Source organism: Mycolicibacterium sp. SMGY-1XX, assembly GCF_059132455.1.
Window position 1 is genome coordinate 3,880,635 of the sequence record NZ_CP101139.1, and the last position, 22,451, is coordinate 3,903,085.

General features: G+C 67.3%; 17 protein-coding genes. 15 read left to right on the forward strand and 2 right to left on the reverse strand.

The genetic code is table 11. The annotated features are described in order from the left end of the window. Positions 1-2 precede the first annotated feature (2 nt). The 3 genes from NL241_RS18815 to NL241_RS18825 all read left to right on the forward strand — a co-directional run bounded on the left by NL241_RS18815 (position 3) and on the right by NL241_RS18825 (position 3,634). Entirely contained in the window at positions 3-1,667 is a 1,665-nt protein-coding gene (locus NL241_RS18815; RefSeq protein ID WP_494394698.1) for a tetratricopeptide repeat protein, read from the forward strand. A 201-nt stretch (positions 1,668-1,868) separates the two neighbouring features. Further along, entirely contained in the window at positions 1,869-2,348 is a 480-nt protein-coding gene (locus NL241_RS18820) for a nucleoside deaminase (RefSeq protein ID WP_494394699.1), read from the forward strand. After that, positions 2,345-3,634 carry an alpha-amylase family protein gene (locus tag NL241_RS18825; protein WP_494394700.1) on the forward strand — a complete coding sequence of 430 codons (1,290 nt, stop codon included), beginning with the start codon at positions 2,345-2,347 and terminating at the stop codon, positions 3,632-3,634. Before NL241_RS18820 ends, NL241_RS18825 begins: the two co-directional genes overlap by 4 nt. Before the next feature lie 7 nt (positions 3,635-3,641). Here the strand turns inward: NL241_RS18825 and NL241_RS18830 are convergent, their stop codons facing one another. Next, on the reverse strand, positions 3,642-4,061 hold the full coding sequence (locus NL241_RS18830) for a DUF1810 domain-containing protein (protein ID WP_494394701.1): 420 nt from the start codon (positions 4,059-4,061) through the stop codon (positions 3,642-3,644). A 26-nt stretch (positions 4,062-4,087) separates the two neighbouring features. On the opposite strand from NL241_RS18830, the gene NL241_RS18835 reads away from it, so the two are divergent. From NL241_RS18835 to NL241_RS18890, 12 genes are all read left to right on the forward strand, one after another. After that, entirely contained in the window at positions 4,088-6,235 is a 2,148-nt protein-coding gene (locus NL241_RS18835) for an adenylate/guanylate cyclase domain-containing protein (RefSeq protein ID WP_494394702.1), read from the forward strand. Beyond that, positions 6,235-7,629, forward strand: a complete 1,395-nt coding sequence (locus NL241_RS18840; RefSeq protein ID WP_494398337.1) for a mechanosensitive ion channel family protein — start codon at positions 6,235-6,237, stop codon at positions 7,627-7,629. Before NL241_RS18835 ends, NL241_RS18840 begins: the two co-directional genes overlap by 1 nt. A 63-nt stretch (positions 7,630-7,692) precedes the next feature. After that, complete coding sequence (gene lon / locus NL241_RS18845; protein WP_494394703.1) at positions 7,693-10,017, forward strand: endopeptidase La; 2,325 nt, start codon at positions 7,693-7,695, stop codon at positions 10,015-10,017. Positions 10,018-10,184: 167 nt separating this feature from the next. Continuing rightward, positions 10,185-11,219: an LLM class flavin-dependent oxidoreductase gene (locus NL241_RS18850; protein WP_487695393.1), complete on the forward strand. Its 1,035-nt coding sequence runs from the start codon at positions 10,185-10,187 to the stop codon at positions 11,217-11,219. Between the two features lie 81 nt (positions 11,220-11,300). Next, complete coding sequence (locus tag NL241_RS18855) at positions 11,301-11,633, forward strand: TfoX/Sxy family protein (RefSeq protein ID WP_487696969.1); 333 nt, start codon at positions 11,301-11,303, stop codon at positions 11,631-11,633. A gap of 36 nt (positions 11,634-11,669) precedes the next feature. Further along, positions 11,670-12,281: an HhH-GDP family DNA glycosylase gene (locus NL241_RS18860; protein WP_494394704.1), complete on the forward strand. Its 612-nt coding sequence runs from the start codon at positions 11,670-11,672 to the stop codon at positions 12,279-12,281. Then, positions 12,278-13,003, forward strand: a complete 726-nt coding sequence (locus tag NL241_RS18865) for a DUF72 domain-containing protein (protein WP_487696973.1) — start codon at positions 12,278-12,280, stop codon at positions 13,001-13,003. Before NL241_RS18860 ends, NL241_RS18865 begins: the two co-directional genes overlap by 4 nt. Before the next feature lie 38 nt (positions 13,004-13,041). After that, positions 13,042-14,256 (forward strand): NAD(P)/FAD-dependent oxidoreductase, encoded by a 1,215-nt coding sequence (locus tag NL241_RS18870; protein ID WP_487696974.1) that lies wholly within the window; start codon positions 13,042-13,044, stop codon positions 14,254-14,256. A 44-nt stretch (positions 14,257-14,300) separates the two neighbouring features. Beyond that, entirely contained in the window at positions 14,301-15,335 is a 1,035-nt protein-coding gene (locus NL241_RS18875) for an endonuclease domain-containing protein (protein ID WP_487696976.1), read from the forward strand. Then, entirely contained in the window at positions 15,316-15,972 is a 657-nt protein-coding gene (locus NL241_RS18880) for a hypothetical protein (protein ID WP_487696978.1), read from the forward strand. The genes NL241_RS18875 and NL241_RS18880 overlap by 20 nt, the downstream gene beginning before the upstream one ends. Then, the gene (locus NL241_RS18885; RefSeq protein WP_494394705.1) at positions 15,972-19,100 is read left to right on the forward strand and encodes a helicase HerA domain-containing protein; all 3,129 of its coding nucleotides are present in this window, start codon (positions 15,972-15,974) and stop codon (positions 19,098-19,100) included. Before NL241_RS18880 ends, NL241_RS18885 begins: the two co-directional genes overlap by 1 nt. Before the next feature lie 113 nt (positions 19,101-19,213). Further along, positions 19,214-21,133 (forward strand): HNH endonuclease signature motif containing protein, encoded by a 1,920-nt coding sequence (locus NL241_RS18890; protein ID WP_494394706.1) that lies wholly within the window; start codon positions 19,214-19,216, stop codon positions 21,131-21,133. An 18-nt stretch (positions 21,134-21,151) separates the two neighbouring features. On the opposite strand, the gene NL241_RS18895 is transcribed toward NL241_RS18890, so the two are convergent. Then, a complete protein-coding gene (locus NL241_RS18895; protein WP_494394707.1) occupies positions 21,152-22,450 on the reverse strand; it encodes a dicarboxylate/amino acid:cation symporter in 1,299 nt (432 codons plus the stop codon). Position 22,451 lies beyond the last annotated feature (1 nt).

A 22,451-nucleotide genomic window follows, 5' to 3' on the forward strand; every position in this document is an offset into this window, starting at 1 on the left:
TCATGACTACCGAAGCGGTCGACACCGAGCCGTACTACGACCTCGGCACATATCACCGAACGGTCGAAACCCTGTCCGCGGAGGCACAATTGTGGTTCGACCGAGGACTGGTCTGGGCGTATGCATTCAACCACGATGAAGCGATCGTGTGCTTCGAGAAGGCCCTGAGCCTGGACCCCACCCTGTGGCTGGCCCGGTGGGGCATCGCGTATGCGATCGGCCCGAACTACAACAAGGCCTGGGACGCGTTCGACCCGGTGGACATCGCGGTGTCCTTGGCGCGGGCGCGCATGGAACTCCAGCTGGCCGCACAGGGCGCGACCGATCCGACCGAACGTGCGCTGATCGAGGCGTTGGCGGCCCGCTTCCCCACCGACGATGCCGACGACATGGCGGCGCTCGAGTCCGGGCACACCGCGTACGCCGACGCGATGCTCGAGCTCGCAAACGCCTGTCCCGACGACATCGACGTCCAGACGCTGGCCGCCGACGCGCTGGTCAACGTCACCGCGTGGGCGCTGTGGGATACCCGCACCGGTGAGCCCGCCCCCGGCTCACGGGTGGTGGAGGCCAAGCGAATCCTCGACGCCGCCCTGGCCACCGACGCGGGCAGGACCCACCCCGGCCTGTTGCACATCTACATCCACACCATGGAGATGTCGGCACACCCCGAAGACGCGCTACCAGCCGCGGACCTGCTGCGAGACCTGGTACCCGACGCCGGCCACCTGCAGCACATGCCGACCCACATCGACGTGCTGTGCGGCGACTACCGCAGCTCGGTGGTGTCGAACCAGTCGGCGGTGGCGGCTGATCGCAAGTTCGTCGAACATCAAGGGCCCCTCAATTTCTACTCGCTCTACCGGGCCCACGATCTGCACTTCGTGGTGTACTCGGCGATGTTCAGCGGGCAGTCGCAGGTGGCGCTGGCCGCAGCCGACGAACTGGCCGGCCAGCTGACCCCGACACTGCTGTCCATCGCCTCGCCTCCCATGGCGGACTGGCTGGAAGCCTTCGTCCCGTTGCGAATTCACGTGCTGATCCGGTTCGGACGCTGGGACGACCTGATCGCCGAACCCCTGCCCGAGGATCCCGCGCTGTACTGCACCACCACTGCCACCATCCACTACGGGCGCGGCGTGGCGCACGCCGCGAAAGGACAGATCGACCTGGCCAAGGCCGAGCGGGAGGCCTTCGAAGCGGCGTACGCGACGATCCCCGAAACCCGGTACCTGTTCAACAACACCAGCCGCGACATCCTCGACGTCGCACGCGCCATGCTCGACGGTGAGATCGCGTACCGTGAGGCAGACTTCGATACCGCTTTCCAGAACCTCAGGCGGGCAATCGAATTGGACGACAACCTGCCCTACGACGAGCCGTGGGGGTGGATGCAGCCCACCCGCCACGCCTACGGCGCTCTGTTACTGGAGCAGGGACACGTCGCCGACGCCGCCAAGGTCTACGAGGCCGATCTCGGGCTCGACCCGACGCTTGCCCGGCCGTGCCAACACCCCAACAATCTGTGGAGTCTGCACGGCTACCACGAGTGCCTGCAGAGAATGGGACGCGCCGCGGAGGCCGCGATCATCGGCAGGCAGCTCGACCTCGCGAAGGCCCGCGCCGATGTACCTATCGGCGCCTCATGCGCATGCCGGATGGGTTAGAGCTCCGACGGCGTCGGGTTCGGCGCGCAGAACCGCTCGTGGTTCACCTGCGCAGCCAGGCGTGATAGGTGTCCAGGCGGCTGATCAGCCCGCCGGCTTCTCGATCGTGGCTCTGTGGTCCGGCACAATCAGCCTCCTTTTCGGCAGCACCGACCCTCCGCGACCCGAGAAGTCATCGCCCGGTGCGTAGACTTCGGACTCGTGGCCCTGAGCGACCTGGACGTCGAACGGCTGGCTCGATGTGTTGAGTTGGCACGTGTCGCGCTCGACGACGGTGACGAGCCATTCGGGTCGATCCTGGTCGACGCCGACGGAAAAATCCTCTTCGAGGACCGGAACCGGGTCAAGAACGGCGACGCCACCCAACACCCCGAGTTCGCCATCGCCCGATGGGCCGTCGACAACATCGCCCCGGTGCGCCGCATCCGGGCCACCGTCTACACCTCCGGTGAACACTGCCCGATGTGCGCCGCAGCGCATGCCTGGGTGGGTCTGGGGCGAATCGTCTACGCCACCTCGTCGCAACAGCTGTCCCGGTGGCTCGAGGAGTGGGGTGCCCCGCCGTCACCGGTGGCGCCTCTGCCCATCACCACCGTCGCGCCGCGGGTGGTCACCGACGGCCCGGCCCCACAATTCGAGGACGAGATGAAGTCGCTCTACGAAGCCCGGTTCCGGCCATGAGTGAACCCGACTGGGTGCGGCACGCGATCTGGTGGCAGATCTATCCCCTGGGCTTTGTCGGGGCGTTTCCCGCCGAGCAACCACCGGGTACCGACGAGCACCGACTGCTGCAGATCTGCGACTGGCTCGACCATGCGATCACCCTCGGGGCCTCCGGTATCGCGCTGGGGCCGATATTCGCTTCCCGCACACACGGTTACGACACCACCGACCATCTGCGCATCGATCCCAGGCTCGGTGACGACAGTGACTTCGACACGCTGGTGGGGCAAGCGCACGACCGCGGGCTGAGAGTCCTGCTCGACGGCGTGTTCAACCACGTCGGCACCGACTTCCCCGCGTATCGCGCCGCCGTCGACGGGGACGCCGAGGCCGCGCAGTGGTTCCGCGGACGCCCGGGACGATTCCACACATTCGAGGGTCACGGCGAGCTGATCACGCTCAACCACAACAATCCGCTCGTGGTGGACTACACCGTCGACGTCTTGTCACACTGGCTGAGCCGAGGCGCCGACGGCTGGCGGTTGGATGCGGCCTACGCTGTGCCACAACGATTCTGGTCGCACGTGTTGCCGCGGGTACGCGAAGCGCATCCCGACGCGTGGTTCGTCGGCGAAGTCATCCACGGCGACTACGCCGGCATGGTGGCGCAGGCCGGCTACAACGCGATCACCCAGTACGAGCTGTGGAAGGCCATCTGGAGCAGCCTCAACGACGGCAACTTCCACGAACTGAACTGGGCGCTGCGACGGCACAACGAGTTCCTGAAGGCCTTCGTTCCGCAGACCTTCATCGGCAACCACGACGTCACGCGGATCGCGAGCAAGCTCGATGAATCACGGCATGTCGCCCACGCCCTGGTGCTGCTGATGACCCTGGGCGGGGTGCCGACCATCTACGCCGGTGACGAGTTCGGTTTCCGCGGTGTCAAGGAAGAACGGGCCGGCGGCGACGACGCGGTGCGGCCCCGGTTCGGCACGCCTCCCCTCCAGGCCGACACGTGGGGGCAGGAGATGTTCGCGCTGCACCAGTTCCTGATCGGGCTGCGTCGCCGCCACCCCTGGCTGCACACCGCACGCACGGCGCCGCTGACCGTGGAGAACCGCGGCTACGTCTACGAGACCCGCAGCGGCGATCACGCTTTGGTGGTGGCCCTCAACATCGACGATGCGCCGTTGTCGCTGGAACTGACCGGGCAGGTGGTCGCCGGTTCGGGTGCCCCACCCGAAGAGCGGGTGCGCAATCCCCAGGTGCCCCCGCACGGCTGGCTGATCGTCGCGCCCTGACGGCCGGTCAGAGCTGATCGACCGTCGCAGGGTCCTCCTCGCCGTCGTAGAACTTCTCCAGCACCGCATCGAAGTCGGCCCGGTCCTCGCCACAGTGCGCGAACAGCGTCATCGAGCTGCGTAACTTGAGGTTGTCGGGGAAGCCGAACACCTCCTCGGCGGACCGACCGTCGATGGCCGCGGCCAACCGGCTGCACTGGCGCAACCGGGGTCCGAGGACGGGATGAGCCAGGTAGGCCCGCGCCTCCGCCAGACCCGAGATGCCGTAATGCCGAGCGGTGGCGCTGCGGCCCAGCGCAGCGAGCTGCGGGAACACGAACCACATCCAGTGGCTGCGTTTGCGGCCGGACCGCAACTCGGCCAACACCGTGTCGTACACCGGATCCTGAGCGGCGACGAATCGCTCGAGATCAAAAGGCCCTGACATACCGTTCAGGCTAGTGTTCTCAACCGATGACGACACCTGCCACGGAGCCGAAAGTCGGGAGACTCGAGCGCCGTCTTCTGATATCGCGGATCAGCATCCAATCGAAGCTCCTGGTGATGTTGTTGCTGACCAGCATCCTGTCCGCGGCGGTGGTCGGCTTCATCGGCTACACCTCCGGCCGGGATTCGCTGAGGTCGTCGGTGTTCGACAGGCTCACCGAGATCCGCGAATCGCAGACCCGCCAACTCCAGACCCAGTTCGCCGATCTGAAGAACTCGCTGGTGGTGTACTCGCGCGGCTCGACCGCCACGCAGGCCATCGAAGCCTTCACCGGCGGGTTCGACCAGCTGAGCACCGCCACCGTCACCCCGCAGCAGCAGCGGGCCGTGCTCGACTACTACACCAGCCAGTTCGCCAAGGCCGAGGCCGAGGAGACCGGACAACAGGTCGACATCCCCGCAGTGCTGCCGAAGGGCAACGCCGAGTTGTACCTGCAAGCGCATTACACCGCGCCGTTCACCGAAGCTGATGCCGCACTGCGCAACGACGACGCCCGCGACGGCAGCGCGTGGTCGGCGGCCAACGCGCAGTTCAACGACTTCTTCCGCGAGATCGTCACCCGTTTCGAGTACGAGGACGCGCTGCTGCTGGACACCAGGGGCAACGTCGTCTACACCGCCTACAAGGGGGTGGACCTCGGCACCAACATCTTCACCGGGCCGTTCCGCGGCGGCGAGCTCGGCGACGCGTACGAAGCCGCCATGCGCAGCAACGCCGTCGACTATGTGGGCATCACGGACTTCGGGTACTACGCACCCGCCGACGAACCCACGGCCTGGATGGTCTCCCCGGTCGGACCGCAGGGCCGGCTGGAAGGTGTACTGGCACTGCAGTTCCCCATCTCGAAGATCAACCGGCTGATGACGATGGACAAAGGCTGGGAACAGGCCGGGATGGGCAGGACCGGCGAGACGTTCATCGCCGGAACCGACGACCTGATGCGCTCGGACTCACGACTTTTCGTCGAGGATCCCGAGGCGTACAAACGCGACGTGGTGGAGGCCGGCACCCCGCCCGACGTCGCCGACACCGCGCTGCGGCAGCACGGCACCACACTGGTTCAGCCCATCCGCACCGACGCCGCGCAGATGGCGCAGCGGGGCGAGCGCGGCACTTTGATCTCCGAGGACTACCTGGGCCACGAGACGCTGCAGGCCTATGCCCCGGTGGACATCGAGGGACTGCACTGGAGTGTCATCGCCAAGATCGACACCTCGGAGGCCTTCGCCCCGGTGTCGGTGTTCACCAGGACCCTGGTGCTGTCCACGGCGGCGATCATCTTCGCCGTCTGTCTGGCGGCGATGCTGTTCTCACGCCTGTTCGTCCGGCCGATCCGCCGGTTGGAGGCGGGCGCTCACCAGATCAGTTCGGGTGACTACGACATCAACCTGCCCGTGACGAGCCGGGACGAGTTCGGTGATCTGACCCATGCCTTCAACGACATGAGCCGCAATCTCGCGATCAAGGACGAACTGCTCAACGAGCAGCGCCGCGAGAACGACCGCCTGCTGCTGTCGTTGATGCCCGAGACCGTCGTACAGCGGTACCGGGAAGGCGAGCAGAACATCGCCCAGGACCACCAGGACGTCACCGTGATCTTCGCCGACATCGTCGGCCTCGACGAGCTGTCGGCGCAGCTGAGCTCGGAGGAAAGCCTCGCGATCGTCAACCGGCTGCTCCGTGAATTCGACGCCGCCGCAGAAGATCTGGGCGTCGAGCAGGTCCGGACCCTGCACAACGGCTATCTGGCCAGCTGCGGCCTGAACGTGCCGAGGCTGGACAACGTGCGTCGCACCGTCGACTTCGCGGCGGAGATGCTGCGCATCATCGAGCGCTTCAACGGCGAAACCGATCACAACCTCAGTGTGCGGGCGGGTATCGACACCGGCACCGTCACCAGCGGTCTGGTGGGTCGAGCCAGCCTGGCTTACGACATGTGGGGCGCTGCGGTGGATCTGGCCTACCGGGTGCAGAGCGGCTCACCACAACCTGGGGTCTACGTGACCTCGCGGGTGTACGACTTGATGCGCGACAGCCGCCAGTTCACCTCCGCCGGTGTGGTCAGCGGCGACGACGGTGACGAGCCGGTCTGGCGCCTCGTGGACCGATCATGATCGCCGAGCTGTTCGCAGATTCGTGGTTCGTGTGGGCGGTCGTCGTTGCGGTCGGCCTGCCCGTCCTGCTGGTGCTTCTCACCGAGGTCCAACACGCGCTGGCCCGCCGCGGCAGCGTCTTCGTGCGTCCGGTGGCGTTGGTGCGCAACTACCTGCTGCCACTGGGGGCGCTGCTCCTGCTGCTGGTCAAAGGATCGGAGGTGTCGGCCGAAACCACCCCGGTCCGGATCGTGGCCACCGTGCTCGGGTTCGTCGTGGTGGTGCTGCTGTTGTCCGGCCTCAACGCCACGTTGTTCCACAGCGCGCCAGTTGGCAGCTGGCGCAAGCGGATCCCGTCGATCTTCCTCGACGTCGCGCGGTTCGCGCTGATCGCCGTAGGCCTGGCCATCATCTTGTCCTACGTCTGGGGCGCCAACGTCGGCGGATTGTTCACCGCACTGGGTGTCACGTCGATCGTGCTGGGCCTGGCTCTGCAGAACGCTGTGGGCCAGGTGATCTCGGGTCTGTTGCTGCTGTTCGAGCAACCGTTTCAGCTCGGCGACTGGATCGACACTCCGTCGGCGCGCGGCCGCGTGGTCGAAGTGAACTGGCGCGCAACCCATATCGACACCGGTAGCGGCCTGCAGATCATGCCCAACTCGGTGCTGGCCGAAGCCTCGTTCACCAATCTGAGCCGGCCACCCGGCGCCCACGCCATTTCGATCGACACGGTGTTCGCCGCCGAAGATCCACCGGATGACGTGTGCGCGATGCTGACCCGGATAGCCGCCACCCTGCCGCAGCTCAAGCCCGGCACCCAGCCGTCGACGGTGACCACCGGTAGCGGGAAGTACAGCACGGAGATTCCGCTGCGCTCCCCGGCCGACGACTGGGCGGCCAGAACCACCTTCCTGCGCTGGATCTGGTACGCCTCGCGCCGCGCCGGACTGCACCTCGATGAGGCTGGGGACGACTTCAGTACCCCGCAACGGGTCGCGACGTCTCTGCGCATCGTTGCGCCCACCTTGCGGCTGACCCCGGCCGATCAGGAGCAGTTGCTTCCCGACATCCGCATCGTGCGGTATGGCGCGGACGAGACGATCCAGTTCCCCGGGCAGGTCCCCAAGCGGATGCTGTTCGTGGTCAACGGGCGGGTCCGGTTGACCGCCACCACCGAGGACGGCCGGGTGCTGCCGGTGCGCACGCTGTCCGAAGGCGATTTCCTGGGGCAGACGACCTTGACCCGCGAGCCGGTGTCGGCCGGCGCCCATGCCGTCGACGAGGTGACGGTGCTCACCATCGACCGCGTACACATGGAACGACTGGTCGAGGCCAAGCCGGCGCTGCTGCACGATATCGGCCGCGCGATCGACGAACGCCGCGACGAGGTGCGACGGGTCCTGGCGCACGACTGACTGGCCGGGAACAAACTTCGCATCCCAAGGGTTGAGCGCATCAGAATCAACTTTGGAGGTTTGATGCCTGAACCCATCTCCTTACCGGTCTTGTTCTTGAGTGATCCGGTGGTGCTGCCGACCATGGTGGTGCCCATCGAGCTCGACGACGCCGCCCGTGCCGCGGTCGACGCCGCGCAGGCCAGTGAGTCCGGCAAGCTGCTCATCGCCCCGCGCCTGGACGATCGCTACCCGACCTACGGCGTGATCGCCTCGATCGTGCAGGTGGGACGCGTGGCGGGTAGCGGTGGCGCAGCCGCCGTCGTCCGCGGCGAACGTCGTGCCCACATCGGCTCCGGGACCACCGGACCGGGTACCGCGCTGTGGGTGGAGGTCACCGAGGTCACCGACCCCGAGGCCGACGCCGCCACCTTGGCCCTGGCGGCCGAATACAAGAAACTGCTGCTGGCGATGCTGCAGCGCCGCGAGGCGTGGCAGATCGTCGACGTGGTGAACCGGATCAGCGATCCGTCGGCGCTGGCCGACACCGCCGGGTACGCGTCGTACCTGCCCAGTGAGCAGAAGCGTGAACTGCTGGAGACCGAGAATGTCGCCGCGCGTCTGCGGCTGCTGATCGACTGGACCAGCGACCACCTGGCCGAGGTGGAGGTCAACGACAAGATCGCCGAGGACGTCCGCTCCGGGATGGAGAAGACGCAGAAGGAGTTCCTGCTACGCCAGCAGCTGAACGCCATCCGCAAGGAGCTCGGTGAGGGTGAGCCGGAAGGCTCCGATGACTACCGGGCCCGCGTCGAAGCGGCCGATCTGCCGGAGAAGGTGCGCGAGGCCGCTCTGCGTGAAGTCGGCAAGCTCGAGCGCTCCAGTGAGCAGAGCCCCGAGGGCGGCTGGATCCGCACCTGGCTCGACACCGTGCTGGACCTGCCGTGGAGTGTGCGTACCGAGGATTCGACGGACCTCAAGGGCGCGCGCGAGATCCTGGATGCCGATCACCACGGTCTCGACGACGTGAAGGATCGCATCGTCGAATACCTGGCGGTGCGGGCACGTCGCGCCCAGCGCGGCATGGCCGTCGTCGGCGGTCGTGGTTCCGGTGCCGTCATGGTGCTGGCCGGACCTCCCGGGGTCGGCAAGACCTCGCTGGGTGAGTCCGTCGCCCGGGCGCTGGGTCGCAAGTTCGTCCGCGTCGCCCTCGGTGGTGTGCGCGACGAGGCCGAGATCCGCGGCCACCGGCGCACCTACGTCGGCGCCCTGCCGGGCCGGATCGTGCGGGCCATCGGCGAGGCGGGATCGATGAATCCCGTTGTGCTGCTGGATGAGATCGACAAGGTGGGCTCCGACTACCGGGGTGACCCGTCGGCGGCGCTGCTCGAGGTGCTGGACCCGGCGCAGAACCACACGTTCCGCGACCACTACCTGGAGCTGGATCTGGACCTGTCCGATGTGGTGTTCCTGGCGACGGCCAACGTCATCGAGAACATTCCTTCGGCACTGCTGGACCGGATGGAACTGATCCAGATCGACGGCTACACCGAGGACGACAAGGTGGCCATCGCACGCGATTACCTGCTGCCGCGGCAAGCCGAGCGGGCTGCGCTGTCCGACAGCGAGGTGACGGTGACCGACGCCGCGCTGCGCAAGATCGCCGCCGACTACACCCGCGAACCAGGGGTGCGGCAGTTCGAGCGGCTGTTGGCCAAGGCTCTGCGCAAGGTGGCCACCAAACTGGACTCCGTTGCGGCGCCGATTATCGTCGACGAGCCGGATCTGGTGGAGTACCTGGGCCGTCCGCGGTTCACACCGGAATCGGCGGAACGCACGGCGGTGCCGGGTGTGGCCACCGGTCTGGCGGTGACGGGGCTGGGCGGCGATGTGCTCTACATCGAAGCCGGATCGACCGACGGTGAAGCGGGTCTCAAGCTGACCGGCCAGCTGGGTGACGTGATGAAGGAGTCGGCGCAGATCGCGCTGTCCTACGTGCGCGCCCACGCCTCCGAGCTCGGCGTGGACCCGAAGGCGCTGAACCGCCAGATCCACGTGCACGTGCCCGCCGGCGCCGTCCCCAAGGACGGACCGTCGGCCGGTGTCACGATGGTCACCGCGTTGGTGTCGATGGCGACCGGACGTAACGTCCGCTCCGATGTCGGCATGACCGGTGAGGTGACGCTGAACGGGCGGGTGCTGCCGATCGGCGGGGTCAAGCAGAAGCTGCTCGCCGCGCAACGGGCCGGGCTGTCGACGGTGTTCATCCCGCAGCGCAACCAGGCCGACCTGGACGAGGTGCCGGCCGAGGTGCTGTCGGCCTTGACGGTGCTGCCGATGACCGATGTCGCCGAGATCGTGGCGCAGGCGCTGGAACCGGCCCACGAGGTCGCTACGGCTGCGGCATAAATCGAGGCCGATCAGAGCCCGGAGTCACCCTGGGGTGGCTCCGGGCTTCTGCTTGCGCTGTCTGACGTCTGCAGAGCCGCACCTGTCAGGACACCCCCAGAGACACCCACTGCCCTCCCGCGGCCGTCAACAAAACATGACGCTCGCGGTGGAGATAGTCTCACCAGATGCCCAGACGCGGAGAACCGTTGCGCAAGCTCGGGTTCCTGACCATCGGCCGTTTCGACACCGCCGATCCGAAACCCGGCCACGAGGAGACGCTGCAGGTGATCGAGCGGGCCGAAGCGCTGGGCTTCGACAGTGTGTGGCTGCGCTGCCGGCACCTGCAGCCCGGCATCTCCTCGCCGGTGGCGATCATGGCAGCGGCCAGCCAGCGCACCCGCCGCATCGAACTGGGCACCGCGGTGATTCCGCTGGGACTGGAGAACCCGTTCCGGCTCGCCGAGGATCTCGCCACCGTCGACATCCTCTCCGGCGGCCGCATCAATCCCGGTGTCTCCGTGGGCACTCCGATGCGTTACGACGACTACAAAGCCGCGCTGTACCCCAACACCTTCGACGCCGAGGACTTCTCGAAAGACCGGGTGCTGCGTCTGCTGCGGCATCTGCGCGGTGAACCCGTCAGCGATTTCGAGGGCGTCGTCGGCATCGAACAGTTCACCAATCACATCCAGCCGCACTCCCCCGGCCTGGCCGACCGGGTCTGGTACGGCGGCGGCATGTCCTCGGCGAAGTGGGCCGGCGAGCAAGGGATCAACTACCTGACCAGTTCGGTGGTCAGCACGCAGGACATGCCGGGGGGCGAGGCACCCTGGGACTTCGCCACCATCCAGGCGCAGAACATCGAGACATTCCGCGCCCATCACCCGAACCCGGAGAAGGCAAGGGTGTCACAGGGTTTGGTGGTGATTCCCACCGATTCGGCCACCGCTGACCAGGTGCGTCGCTACCGCGAGTATGCCGCCGGCCGGTTCGAGCGGACCAAGACCCCACAGGGCCCGCGCGGCATGCTGTTCTCCCCCGACTACGTGGGCACCTCCGATGAACTCGCCGACCGACTGTTCGACCACGCCGGCTTCCAGCGTGCGAGCGAAGTGGCGTTTGCGCTGCCGTTCACCTTCGAGCCGGAGGACTATCAGCAGATCATCGGCGACCTGGCCGAGAAGCTCGGTCCCGCGCTGGGTTGGGCACCGGCGCAGTAGGCGACGGACGAGCGCACGCTTTTGTACGCGGATATCGGCGTGCCGCTGTACAGACACGCTCGCTCGGCCGAAAGTGGAGCGATGGCATACGACGAGCATCTGGCCGATCGCGTCAGGGAGCTGCTCAGCCCGGAACGCGGCGTGCAGGAGAAGGCGATGTTCGGCGGGCTGGCGTTCCTGCTGGGCGGCAACATGGCCGTCGCCGTCAGCAGTAAAGGCGGGCTCATGGTGCGAATACCCCCGCAGGACACCGAAACCCTGCTGACTCGGGCCCATGTGACGCCGATGGTGATGAGTGGCCGGGAAACTCGCGGTTGGCTGCGGGTGGCCGCCGAAGGTGTGCAGACCAAACGCCAGCTGCAGAGTTGGGTGAACCGCGGCGTCGACTACGCCAAGACGCTGCCGGCCAAGTAACCGTTTCCCGGATCGGGCACGGGGTACGCCGACCGTATGACCACACCGAAGGAGATCACGAAGGAGTTGCTGGACCGCGCGGGCACCACCTATGCCGAGGACGCGGGCATCACCCTGAAAGACACTCCGAAGCCACTGTTCCAGCTGCTGGTGCTGTGCATGCTGGCCAGCAAACCGATCGACGCCGACATCGCGGTCAAGGCCGCGCGCGAGCTGTTCGGCGCCGGGCTGCGCACCGCCGAGGCGGTCCGCGACGCCGACCGCAGGACCATGATCGACGCGTTCGGCCGGGCCGGTTACGCCCGTTATGACGAGAGCTCGGCCACGCGGCTGACGGAGATGGCGAAGCGGGTGCAGGACGAGTACGGCGATGATCTGCGCACGCTGGCCGACGCTGCCGGGCAGGATGTGAAGAAGGCGTCGAAGCTGCTGCAGGAGTTCAAAGGCATCGGCGCCACCGGCGCCGACATCTTCCTACGCGAAGTCCAGGCCGTGTGGCCGTGGGTGCGCCCGTACTTCGACGAACGGGCCCGGGCGACGGCCAGAGACCTCGGATTGCCCTCGGACGCCGCCGAACTCGGCCGGCTGGCACCGCGCAACACCGCGGAGCTGGCGGCCGCGCTGGTGCGGACCTCGCTGGCCAGTTGATCCGCATCGGCACGTCCGGCTGGTCCTACGACCACTGGGATGGAGTGCTCTACCCCCCGAAGCTGCCCACGGCGCGTCGCCTGGCCCGCTACACCGAGGTCTTCGACACCGTTGAACTCAATGCCAGCTTCTACCGCTGGCCCAAGGACGCCACCTTCGCCGGGTGGCGCGCACGTCTGCCCGAGGGCTTCACCATGACGGTCAAGGCGCACCGCGGTCTCACCCACTTCCGTCGGCTGGCCTCCCCCGAGCCATGGGTCGAACGTTTCGAACGCTGTTGGACGGCACTGGGCGATCGGCGCGAGATGCTGCTGGTTCAACTCCACCCCGAACTGGACCGCGATGATCAGCGTCTCGATCACTTCCTGACCGTGATGCCCGACTGGATTCCCGTCGCCGTGGAGTTCCGGCATCCGTCCTGGGACGACCCCGCGGTGTACGACCTGCTGGAGCGCCACGACGCCGCCTATGTGGTGACCAGCGGCGCGCGGTTGCCGTGTGTACTGCGGGCCACCAGCTCACGCGTCTACGTGCGGATGCACGGACCCGACCCGGAGAAGCTGTACGCCGGCTCGTACTCCGAGGACGACCTGCGGTGGTGGCGCGATCGCATCACGCAGTGGCAGGACCAGGGCAGGGATGTGCTGGTCTACTTCAACAACGACGGCTACGGCCACGCCGTACGAAATGCCTTGCGATTGCGCGAACTGCTCACCAGCTGAGTTCCGCCGAGTACCCTCGGACCCGGAACGGAGTCACCATGTCCCGATCACAGACATTTGTCATCGTCGGCGGCGGACTCGCCGGCGCCAAAGCCGCAGAAGCGCTGCGCGAGAATGACTTCGACGGCCACATCGTCTTGTTTGCCGCCGAGGAGCATCTGCCCTACGAACGCCCGCCGTTGTCCAAGGATTTCCTGGCGGGCAAGAAAACCCTCACCGACTTCACCGTCGACCCGTCCGCCTGGTACCGCGACCACGATGTCGACCTGCGGCTGGGCACCACCGTCACCGCGATCGACCCGGACGCACACACCGTGACACTGCCCGACGACGACACGGTGCGGTACGACAAGTTGTTGCTGGCCACCGGATCCCGGCCACGCACACCGCCGATTCCCGGTGCCGATTCCGTCGGGGTGCACTACCTGCGGACCGTCGAGGATGCACAGAACCTCGATGCGGTGTTGCGCGACGGCAGCACACTGGCCGTCGTCGGCGCGGGTTGGATCGGCCTGGAAGTGGCGGCCAACGCCCGCGAACGGGGCGTGGAGGTCACCGTGGTGGAGTCGGCGGCCCTGCCGCTGCTGAACGCACTGGGACCGGAGGCCGCGCAGGTGTTCGCCGACCTGCACCGCGCCCACGGCGTGGACCTACGGCTGAATACCGAGGTGGCCTCGATCGCCGCGTCGGGCCTGACTTTGGCCGACGGTACCGAGATTTCCGCCGACGCGGTGCTGGTCGCCGTCGGAGCCGCTCCGAACGTGGAACTGGCCGAACGGGCCGGCCTGGCGCTGGCCGACGGCGGTGTGGCCGTCGACGCGACCATGCGGACCAGTGACGCCGACATCTATGCCGTCGGGGACATCGCGGCCGCCGAGAACCTGGTGTTCGGCACCCGGATCCGCACCGAGCACTGGGCCAACGCGCTCAAGCAACCGGCGGTGGCCGCGGCGAGCATGCTGGGACGGCAGGCCAGTTATGACGAGCTGCCCTACTTCTTCACCGATCAATACGACCTTGGGATGGAGTACGTCGGACATTCGCCCGGCTACCAGCGGGTGGTGTTCCGCGGGGATGTCGACGACGGCGAATTCACCGCCTTCTGGCTGGCCGCGGACAACCGCGTGCTGGCCGGCATGAACGTCAACGTCTGGGAGGGCCTCGACGACATCAAAGCGGTGGTGCGGGCCCGGCGTGCCGTGGACGTCGACGCACTGGCCGACCCCGGCGTGAAGGTCGGCGAACTGGTCTAGGCAGCCGGTACGTTGTCAGGTGTCCACGGTGGGAGGGTGCCTGCGTGCGGTTGTCGCTGTCCGGCCTGCCGGCCGACCGGGTGGTCTGCGTGGACGGTCCCACCGTGGAACAGTTCGTGATCGCCAGTGATCCGCTTCCCGACGCGGCGCCGGTGATCATCACGCTGCAATTGCCGCCGGGCACGGACGCCGACGCTGCCGCAATGGTCGACGATGTGCTGGACCGGGTCGAAGCGGTGGCACGTGCCCAACTCCGGGCCTGGCTGCCATCAGCCGATGGGATAGTCGATCGCAGCGACTTCGCCCGCCGCACCATCCGCCGTCTCGCCCACGAAACTGCCGCGACCACTTCCCATTTCGGCCCCTACCTGGCCGACGTAGCAGAGGCGGCGCTACTCGGGCAGCCGGTGGCGGCGCGCCACGATCCCGAGACTCGGGCCCGCGGCCTGGCCGCCATTCTGCACACCGCCTATTGCCGCGGCGATACGGTGCTGGCGTGGTGGACGGCGGACCCGGTGGACGCCGGCACACGACACGCCAGGGGCGCCGCGGCGCAGTGGCTGGTCGGCCGCGGATTCGGAGTCTGGATGCTCGTTTCGGGCCTCGTCGACGCCGGACGCTTCCCCGTCGTCACCCTTGACGTACCGGCCGGCCTGGACCGGCTGACCCGGCCCGCCACACCGGCGGTGATCTTCCCGCCGCTGAGCGGACGCCCACACCCCGGCAGCGCCATCGAGCTGCATTTCGAAGCCACGCTGGCCCAGCACCGGTGGGCACACAGCCGCGCGTGGAACCATGTGTATCAACCTCATCCGCTGACCCCTCCGATCCGCGTGGATCTGATGTGGCCGACCGAGCGGGTGGTGGTGGAACTCGATGGGCCCGACCACCGCGGGATGCTGAAGTACGCCGACGACCGCCGTCGGGACAACGCGCTGACCGTCGGCGGCTACGCCGTCCTGCGGTTCACCAACGACGAGGTCACCGACGACCTGTCACGGGTGCTTGCCATGATCGAGGGGCTGCTGGTGGCCAGACGACGCGACGAAGGGATCCCGCGTGAAGATCGGGCTCGATGAGCTGACCGGAACCGACCAGGCGGTTCTGTTGGTGTTGATGGCCGAGGCGCGTCCGGTGCCCAATCCCGAGCTGACCCGGCTGGGACCGGAACTGCGGAAAGACCGCCGGGAAGAGTTGAACCGGAAGGGCCTGATCGAGAGCGCTCTGGTGGGCCGCTCCTACGTCCATGAGCTCACCGACGCCGGCTGGGTCATCTGCCGGGACATCATCGGCGCCGACGCACCCCGCGGTGCCACCGGTGCGGCCCGGGCGTTGTACACGGTGCTGCGGGGCCTGAAGCGCTATCTCACGTCAGCGGACGTGCCGCCGGCGGAGGTGTTCACCGCTGCCGTCGTCGAGGTGCGGCCCGAACCCGACACGCCGACGGTGCCCACGCCCTCCGACGAACAGCTGGTGCACGACGTCTACGGCCGGCTGGCAGGTCAGCCCGGCGACTGGGTGGCGCTGGCGCGCCTGCGCGCCGAGCTCCCAGATGTGGCGCACCACGATCTCGATGACACACTGAGACGGATGTATCGCAAACCCGGCGTACACCTGATTCCCGAAGAGAATCAGAAGGTGCTCGACGAGCACGATTGGCAAGCCGCTGTCGTCATCGGTGACCAGCACAAGCATCTGATCGCGATCGAGGCGTGATGGACACCGGACAACGCGACGCCCTTTCCTCACTGCGGCTGACCTGGGCACCCACCACCGACGAGCTGTGGCGCCCCCAAGCCGGCCTGCACGTCACCGGCCTCAACGAGGGCCCGTTGGGCGAGGTCATCGACGCGTTCTCCGACGCCGTACATCAGCCCGACGGCAGCCCGCTCGGTGTGGTGCTGCGGGGTCAGGCCGGGTCCGGCAAGACCCACATGCTGGGACAGGTTCGCGAGCGGGTGCAGTCGGCCGGCGGGTACTTCTTCATCGTCGAACTGCTGGACGCCACCAGCTTCTGGCAGTCGGCGCGGGCCGGCATCCTGGAGAGCCTCGGCCGGCCCGGCGTGCGGTTGGAAACCCAGCTCAAGGACGTGCTGTGGGAGCTGGCGTCCATCGCGCACGTCTCCCGCGCCGACCGGCGGGCCATCGTCGGTGACGACGAACTGAACCCCGACATCCTCGAGCGTTTTGTCACCGGGTTGTTCAAGGTGCACCGCGAGACCGTGCGACAGTGCCGCCACACCCTGCGCTCCCTGGTGCTGCTGGGTTCGCTCGATTTCGGCGAGCAGGACATCGGCCAGGCGTACCTGAGCTCCAACGACGAACCCGACGGCCGGTCCAAGTGGGGACTGCCCGCGCCGACTGCTACCGCCCAGGAGGCGGTCCGCGATATCGCCCGCGTGGTAGCGCTGGCCGGGCCGATCGTGCTGGCCGTCGACCAGATCGACACCCTGCTGGCCCAGTCGCCGCAACGCACCGAATCGTCCACCGAGCAGACCGACAACCGCGATCTCGAACACGTCGCCCACGGGTTGATGTCGGTGCGCCAGACCATGCGGCGCACGGTCGCGGTGGTGGCCTGCCTGCCCGCCGCGTGGGAGTCGATCCGGGTGCGGGCCACCTCGACCGTCGCCGATCGGTTCCGGGTGACCTCACCGCTGCAGGGTCTGCCGACGCCGGAGCTCGGCCGCGCCATCCTGGAACGCCGGTTCGCCGCGGCCTACGCGACCGTCGGGTTCACTCCGCCGTACCCGAGCTGGCCCATCACTGCCGAGGCGTTCGCCGACGCACCCGACTACACCCCCAGGCAACTGCTCAAACGCGCCGACAGCCATGTACGGCACTGCCTGGCCACCAATACCGTCATCGAATTGACCTCTCTGACAACCGATTCTGCGGCGCAACCGGCTCCCACCGAGCAACCCGCACCGGCGGTCGGCACCGATACCGACGAGTTGTCGGCGTTGGACGCCCGTTATCTGGCCTACCGCCGCCAGGCCGTCGCAGGAGTGGCCTTCGACCCCGAGGGTGAGGACACCACCATCCCGGAGTTGCTGGATGCGGCGCTGCGGTCGTGGATCATGGAAGCGGGTGAGGCCGGCGCCGATTTCCGCGTCGATCCCCCGCCGGGCACCAAGGTCACGTTGCATGCCCGGTTGCGGCAGAGCCTGGACGCCGACACCGATGACGAGCAACACTGGGCATTCCGGGCGATCGCCGCATCCAATGCGGTGGCGGCGTTGAACCGCATCCGAAGTGCAAGCGACGCAGCGGGCTTCAACTCCACCACCGACCGACGCAGACTCTTCCTGCTGCGCAACACCCCATGGCCGAGCGGGAAGAAGACCGCCGAGCTGATCCAGGCATTCGAAGCCGCGGGCGGGCAGACGCTGCCGCTGACCGACGACGATCTGCGCACCATGATCGCCCTACGCGACCTGATTCGCGAAGACGCTCATCACCTCCAGACCTGGCTGACCACACGCAAACCGGCGCACGGGATCGGGCTGCTGCGCGATGCCCTGGGTGACACGGCCGGCGAACAGGCCGCCGAGGTGATCGAACCCGCCGATCACCCGGCGGAGCCGGCCGCAGCGCAGGACCAGCCGCGCAACGAGACGGCGATACCGTTCGGTGTCGATGTGGTCACCGGCGAACGCCAGGATGTCGAGCTCATCGGATTACGCAAGCACACCGCGGTTTTCGCAGGGTCAGGCTCAGGCAAGACGGTGTTGCTCCGGCGCATCGTCGAAGAGTGCGCACTGCGCGGCGTGTCGGCCATCGTGCTGGACCCCAACAACGACCTGTCCCGGCTGGGCAGCCCCTGGCCGCAACAGCCGCCGGGCTGGGATCCCGCCGACGATGCCCGCGCCGCCGATTACCTGCAGAACACCGAGGTGGTGGTGTGGACCCCTAACCGAGAGGCGGGGCGGCCGTTGACGTTTCAGCCGCTTCCGGACTTCGCCAGCGTGCGTGACGACCGTGACGAGTTCACCCAAGCGGTGGATTCCGCCGTCGCCGCGCTGGAACCGCGGGCGTTGATCCTGGGCAACTCGTCGAAGGCGGGCCGGCTTCGGGCGGTGCTGCGCGAGGCGCTGATCCACTACGGCTCGCAGGGACCCACCACCCTGCCCGGGTTCATCGACCTGCTCTCCGATCTTCCCGACGAGGCCAGCACCATGGCCAGAGCGCGTGAACTCGCCGCCGACATCGGACAGAACCTGCAGGCGGCGATGATCAACGACCCGATGTTCGGCGGCCAGGGGGAAGCCGCCGATCCCGGGGTTTTGCTCACCCCGTCGGACGGGTACCGCGCCCGGGTGTCGGTGATCAGCATGATCGGTTTGACCTCCGAACAACAGCGTGAGGGTTTCGTCAACCAGTTGCAGATGGCACTGTTCGCCTGGATCAAGCGCAACCCGGCCGGCGACCGGCCGCTGGGCGGGTTGCTGGTGATGGACGAGGCGCAGAACTTCGCCCCCTCGGGCCGTTCGACCATCAGCCTGCGCAGCACGCTGGCGTTGTCGTCGCAGGCACGTAAGTACGGGCTGGGCCTGGTGTATGCCACCCAGTCCCCGAAGGGGCTGCACAACTACATCCCCGGCAACGCCGCCACCCAGGTGTACGGCCTGCTGAACTCGGCGACCCAGATCACCTACGCCAATGAGTTGGCCCGGGTCAAAGGTGGTCTGGTTCCCGACATCAGCCGGCTGCGGGCGGGCAACTTCTACCTGGCGGGAGAAGGCCAGGCGTTCCACCGCATCCGTGCGCCGTGGTGCCTGTCGTTCCACCCGCAGAGCCCGCCGACGACGGAGGAAGTGCTGAAGCTGGCTCAGGGCGGTTGACTTCTGCCCGCCTGGGTGCGACAACCGTGCGACAACTACTTGCGGGGTAAAACGATTCCGTCGCTTGGCATTTGACGCGGTTTTTTGTCAGTGCCTCTCGGTATGGTCGTGTCATGTTCCCCGAGTTACCCATGCTGATCGACGAGTTGCGAGGTGGCAGTGATGCCGCCCCGCTCGTCGATGCCGCGGTGGGCTGGGCTCGGGTGGAAGCCGCCTCGGCAGCCCAGCGGATGGCGGCGATGGCCGAATGGGCCACGGTGTTCCTGGCCGACGAAGACGACGACAGTTTGTGCGCCATCGACGCCGAAGACGACGTGGTCGCCCAGATCGGCATCGCGTTCGGCGTCTCGACGGGCCGGGCGTATGGAGATCTGCGTGTCGGAGCGGCGATGCGGGAACGGTTCCCCAAGCTCGCCGCGATGTTCCTGCGCGGGGAGATCTCAGCGAAGGTGATGACCACCGTCGTGGAGCGCACCCTGCTGGTGGTCGATGCGGATGTTCTGGCCCAACTCGATGACGCCTGCGCCGAAGCCGCCGCCCTGTGCGGGTGGAGCGGCCTGTCGTACTACAAGTTGAAGGCTGCCGTGGATGTGTGGGTGGAACGGTTCGACCCTGATGCGGTGCGGCGGGTGCGTAACACTGTGCGGGGGCGTGGGGTGTCGGTGGAGCACACCGATGACAAGGCCGGGGTCATGACCATCAGGATGCGGTTGACCAAACCGGGTGGGGCCCTGCTGATGGGGACACTACGCAGCATGGCCAAGGCCGTGTGTGCCGAGGATCCTCGGACGTTGGATCAGCGGATGGCCGATGCCGCCGAAGCCCTGCACGCCGGTGCCCGCCACCTGAAATGCCTGTGCGGGTCCGACACCTGCAGCGCGGCCGCCGATGACGGGGTGGCGTCGCACTTCGTGGTGCACATCTACGGCGACGCCGACCTCGCCGAGGCGCAGCCCGATCCGTTGCTCCACGGTGACGGTGTGTTCCCCACCGGCCCCGATAACGTCACCATCAAGTACCCCGCCAAGCGCAGCAAGGTCGAGTCCGAGGTGGGAGCGACGGCTGGACCCGAGCCCGTCGCGGAGTCCGAGGTCGCTGATTTGTCCACCGAGCCGATCGCGGACGCACAGAACGACATTGATACCCAGCAGCGCGCCGAGGCTGAGCCTGCGACACCGCGCAAGGAATCGGTGCAGCCCGACTCCGGCCAGCAGCCGGACTCGTCGGCGTCGCGGCACTGCGCGGCTCCGGCCGCCGCAGAACCTGAACCCTCGGCGGGCGACGAGCCCGAGCCCGAGGCCGGTGCGGCCGACGAGACAACCGCTGCGGCAACAGTTCCCACGACCGGCCGGGCGCCGGGGTTCATCCCCGGTTACGGCGTGGTGCCCAATGCGCTCATCGCGGCCCTGATCGCCGCCGGCGCCGAAGTCCGCCACCTCAAACCCCCCAACGCCGAGCCGACCGAGAGTTACCGCCTCCGCGACGCCAACCGCGACTTCGTGCAAGCCCGCGACCTGACCTGCCGCATGCCCCACTGCGATCGGCCTGTCCAGGACGCCGACCTCGACCACACCATCACCTGGGGTGAGGGCGGGCCCACCCACCCGTCCAATCAGAAGGGCTACTGCCGACGCTGCCACCTGCTGAAAACATTCCGCGCCGGCTGGTCCGAGGTCCAACACCCCGACGGCACCATCCTCATCACCACACCCACCGGGCACACCTACACCAGCATCCCGCTGAGCCGCATCCTGTTCCCGCGTGTGAACACCACGTCCGCGCCGATACAGCGGGGCAGCCCGAGAAAAGAAGCGGCCGCCGACAAGATGTCGAAGATGCCGAAGCGACAACGCACCAAGGCCAAAGACCGCGCCTACCGCATCAACGCAGAGCGCGCACTCAACGCTGCCTACCGCGCCAACGGCGGCACCCCCACCGCCAGCGCGGCCGCCCCCAGAGACGACTTCGGCTACCGGCTCTTCTTCGGCGAATACACCCAAAAGGCCGACCCCAACGACCCAACGCCCTTCTGACCGTCAGGCATCGGCACACTAGTCGGCGGCATCGGCCCGAGCCATGGCGTCACCGTACTCGGTGGCGTTGAACTCTTCGGCGACAACGGTTTTGGTGCCGTTGTAGACCTCCCGGTCGATCTCGTCGTCGGCGTTGGCCACCAGCATCGCCACGAAGGTGTCGCCGTTGACGTTGAGGAAGGTGCGGAAGATGCCGGCGAACCAGTCCACGGCGATCAACAGACCGACCGCTTCGAACGGCAGATCCAGTGAGGTGGCCAGGAACATCGCGACCACCGGGAAACCACCCGGCACCGTGATGGTGCCCATGTTCAGCAGGATCGCCAGACCCATGCCGAGGACGATCTGTCCCAAGGTCAGCTCGATGCCACCGGCCTGGGCCAGGAACATGACCACGATCATGTAGTTGAGCACCGCGCCGTAGGAACCCATGGTCAGCCCCACCGACAGCGTGAAATTGGCGACCTTCTGGCTGACCCCCACCTTCTCGACGGTGTTGCGCAGCACCGTCGGAAACGTGACGGCCGAGCTGGTGGTGGTGACGGCGATCGCGGTCTGCTCGGCGAGCTTGGCGGGAAGTTTCCATGGGCTCAGCCGAGTGCGCATCGCGACCACCACGACAAACAGCGCGAACAGGATCAGGACGCCCAGCAAGGTCGTGCCCAGGTACTTCAGCGCGGTGGTGACCACCGAGAACCCGACGTCACCGGCCAGTGCGGCCAGCAGACAGAACACCCCGACGGGGGCGACGTACATGACCAGCCGGATCATGGTCAGCACGATCTGCTGGATCTGGTCGATGAAGCTGAGCACCCGGGTGTCGCCGGTCTTGGTGATCTGGGTGCGCAGCGCGAGTCCGAACAGCAGCGAGAAGACGATGATCGGCACCATCGTCGCGGTGGACATCGCGTCGAAGATGTTGGTGGAGACGAAGTTCAGCAGCGTCTCCTGCCAGCCCAGCGCCTCACCCGCCGATTCTTCGAGACCGGGGTCGAGTTCCTCGGTGAACACCATGCCGGCGCCAGGCTGGATCAGCATGCTGAGCGCCCAGGCCAACAGTGCCGCGACCACCGAGAATCCGATCATCCACTTGAAGGTCCGCAACGCGGTGCGGCCGGTTCCGGTGCCCGTCATCGAGCCTGTCGCCACGATCACCGACGCCATCACCAGGGGCACGATGGCCATCTGGATGAGGCGGATGAACATGTCGCCGACGAACTTGAGATTGGCCGCCCACTCGCCCACGATCAGGCCGAAGAGGATTCCCGCGATGGCCGCGATGCCGATCTGCAGGGCCGGGTGTCGCAGAGTCTTCATC

Coding starts and splice junctions, on each gene's coding strand:
- lon (WP_494394703.1), top strand. CDS start 7,693: ATGCCTGAACCCATCTCCTTACCGGTCTTGTTCTTGAGTGATCCGGTG.
- NL241_RS18885 (WP_494394705.1), top strand. CDS start 15,972: ATGGACACCGGACAACGCGACGCCCTTTCCTCACTGCGGCTGACCTGG.
- NL241_RS18855 (WP_487696969.1), top strand. CDS start 11,301: ATGGCATACGACGAGCATCTGGCCGATCGCGTCAGGGAGCTGCTCAGC.
- NL241_RS18830 (WP_494394701.1), bottom strand. CDS start 4,061: ATGTCAGGGCCTTTTGATCTCGAGCGATTCGTCGCCGCTCAGGATCCG.
- NL241_RS18860 (WP_494394704.1), top strand. CDS start 11,670: ATGACCACACCGAAGGAGATCACGAAGGAGTTGCTGGACCGCGCGGGC.
- NL241_RS18870 (WP_487696974.1), top strand. CDS start 13,042: ATGTCCCGATCACAGACATTTGTCATCGTCGGCGGCGGACTCGCCGGC.
- NL241_RS18835 (WP_494394702.1), top strand. CDS start 4,088: ATGACGACACCTGCCACGGAGCCGAAAGTCGGGAGACTCGAGCGCCGT.
- NL241_RS18890 (WP_494394706.1), top strand. CDS start 19,214: ATGTTCCCCGAGTTACCCATGCTGATCGACGAGTTGCGAGGTGGCAGT.
- NL241_RS18850 (WP_487695393.1), top strand. CDS start 10,185: ATGCCCAGACGCGGAGAACCGTTGCGCAAGCTCGGGTTCCTGACCATC.
- NL241_RS18825 (WP_494394700.1), top strand. CDS start 2,345: ATGAGTGAACCCGACTGGGTGCGGCACGCGATCTGGTGGCAGATCTAT.
- NL241_RS18895 (WP_494394707.1), bottom strand. CDS start 22,450: ATGAAGACTCTGCGACACCCGGCCCTGCAGATCGGCATCGCGGCCATC.
- NL241_RS18815 (WP_494394698.1), top strand. CDS start 3: ATGACTACCGAAGCGGTCGACACCGAGCCGTACTACGACCTCGGCACA.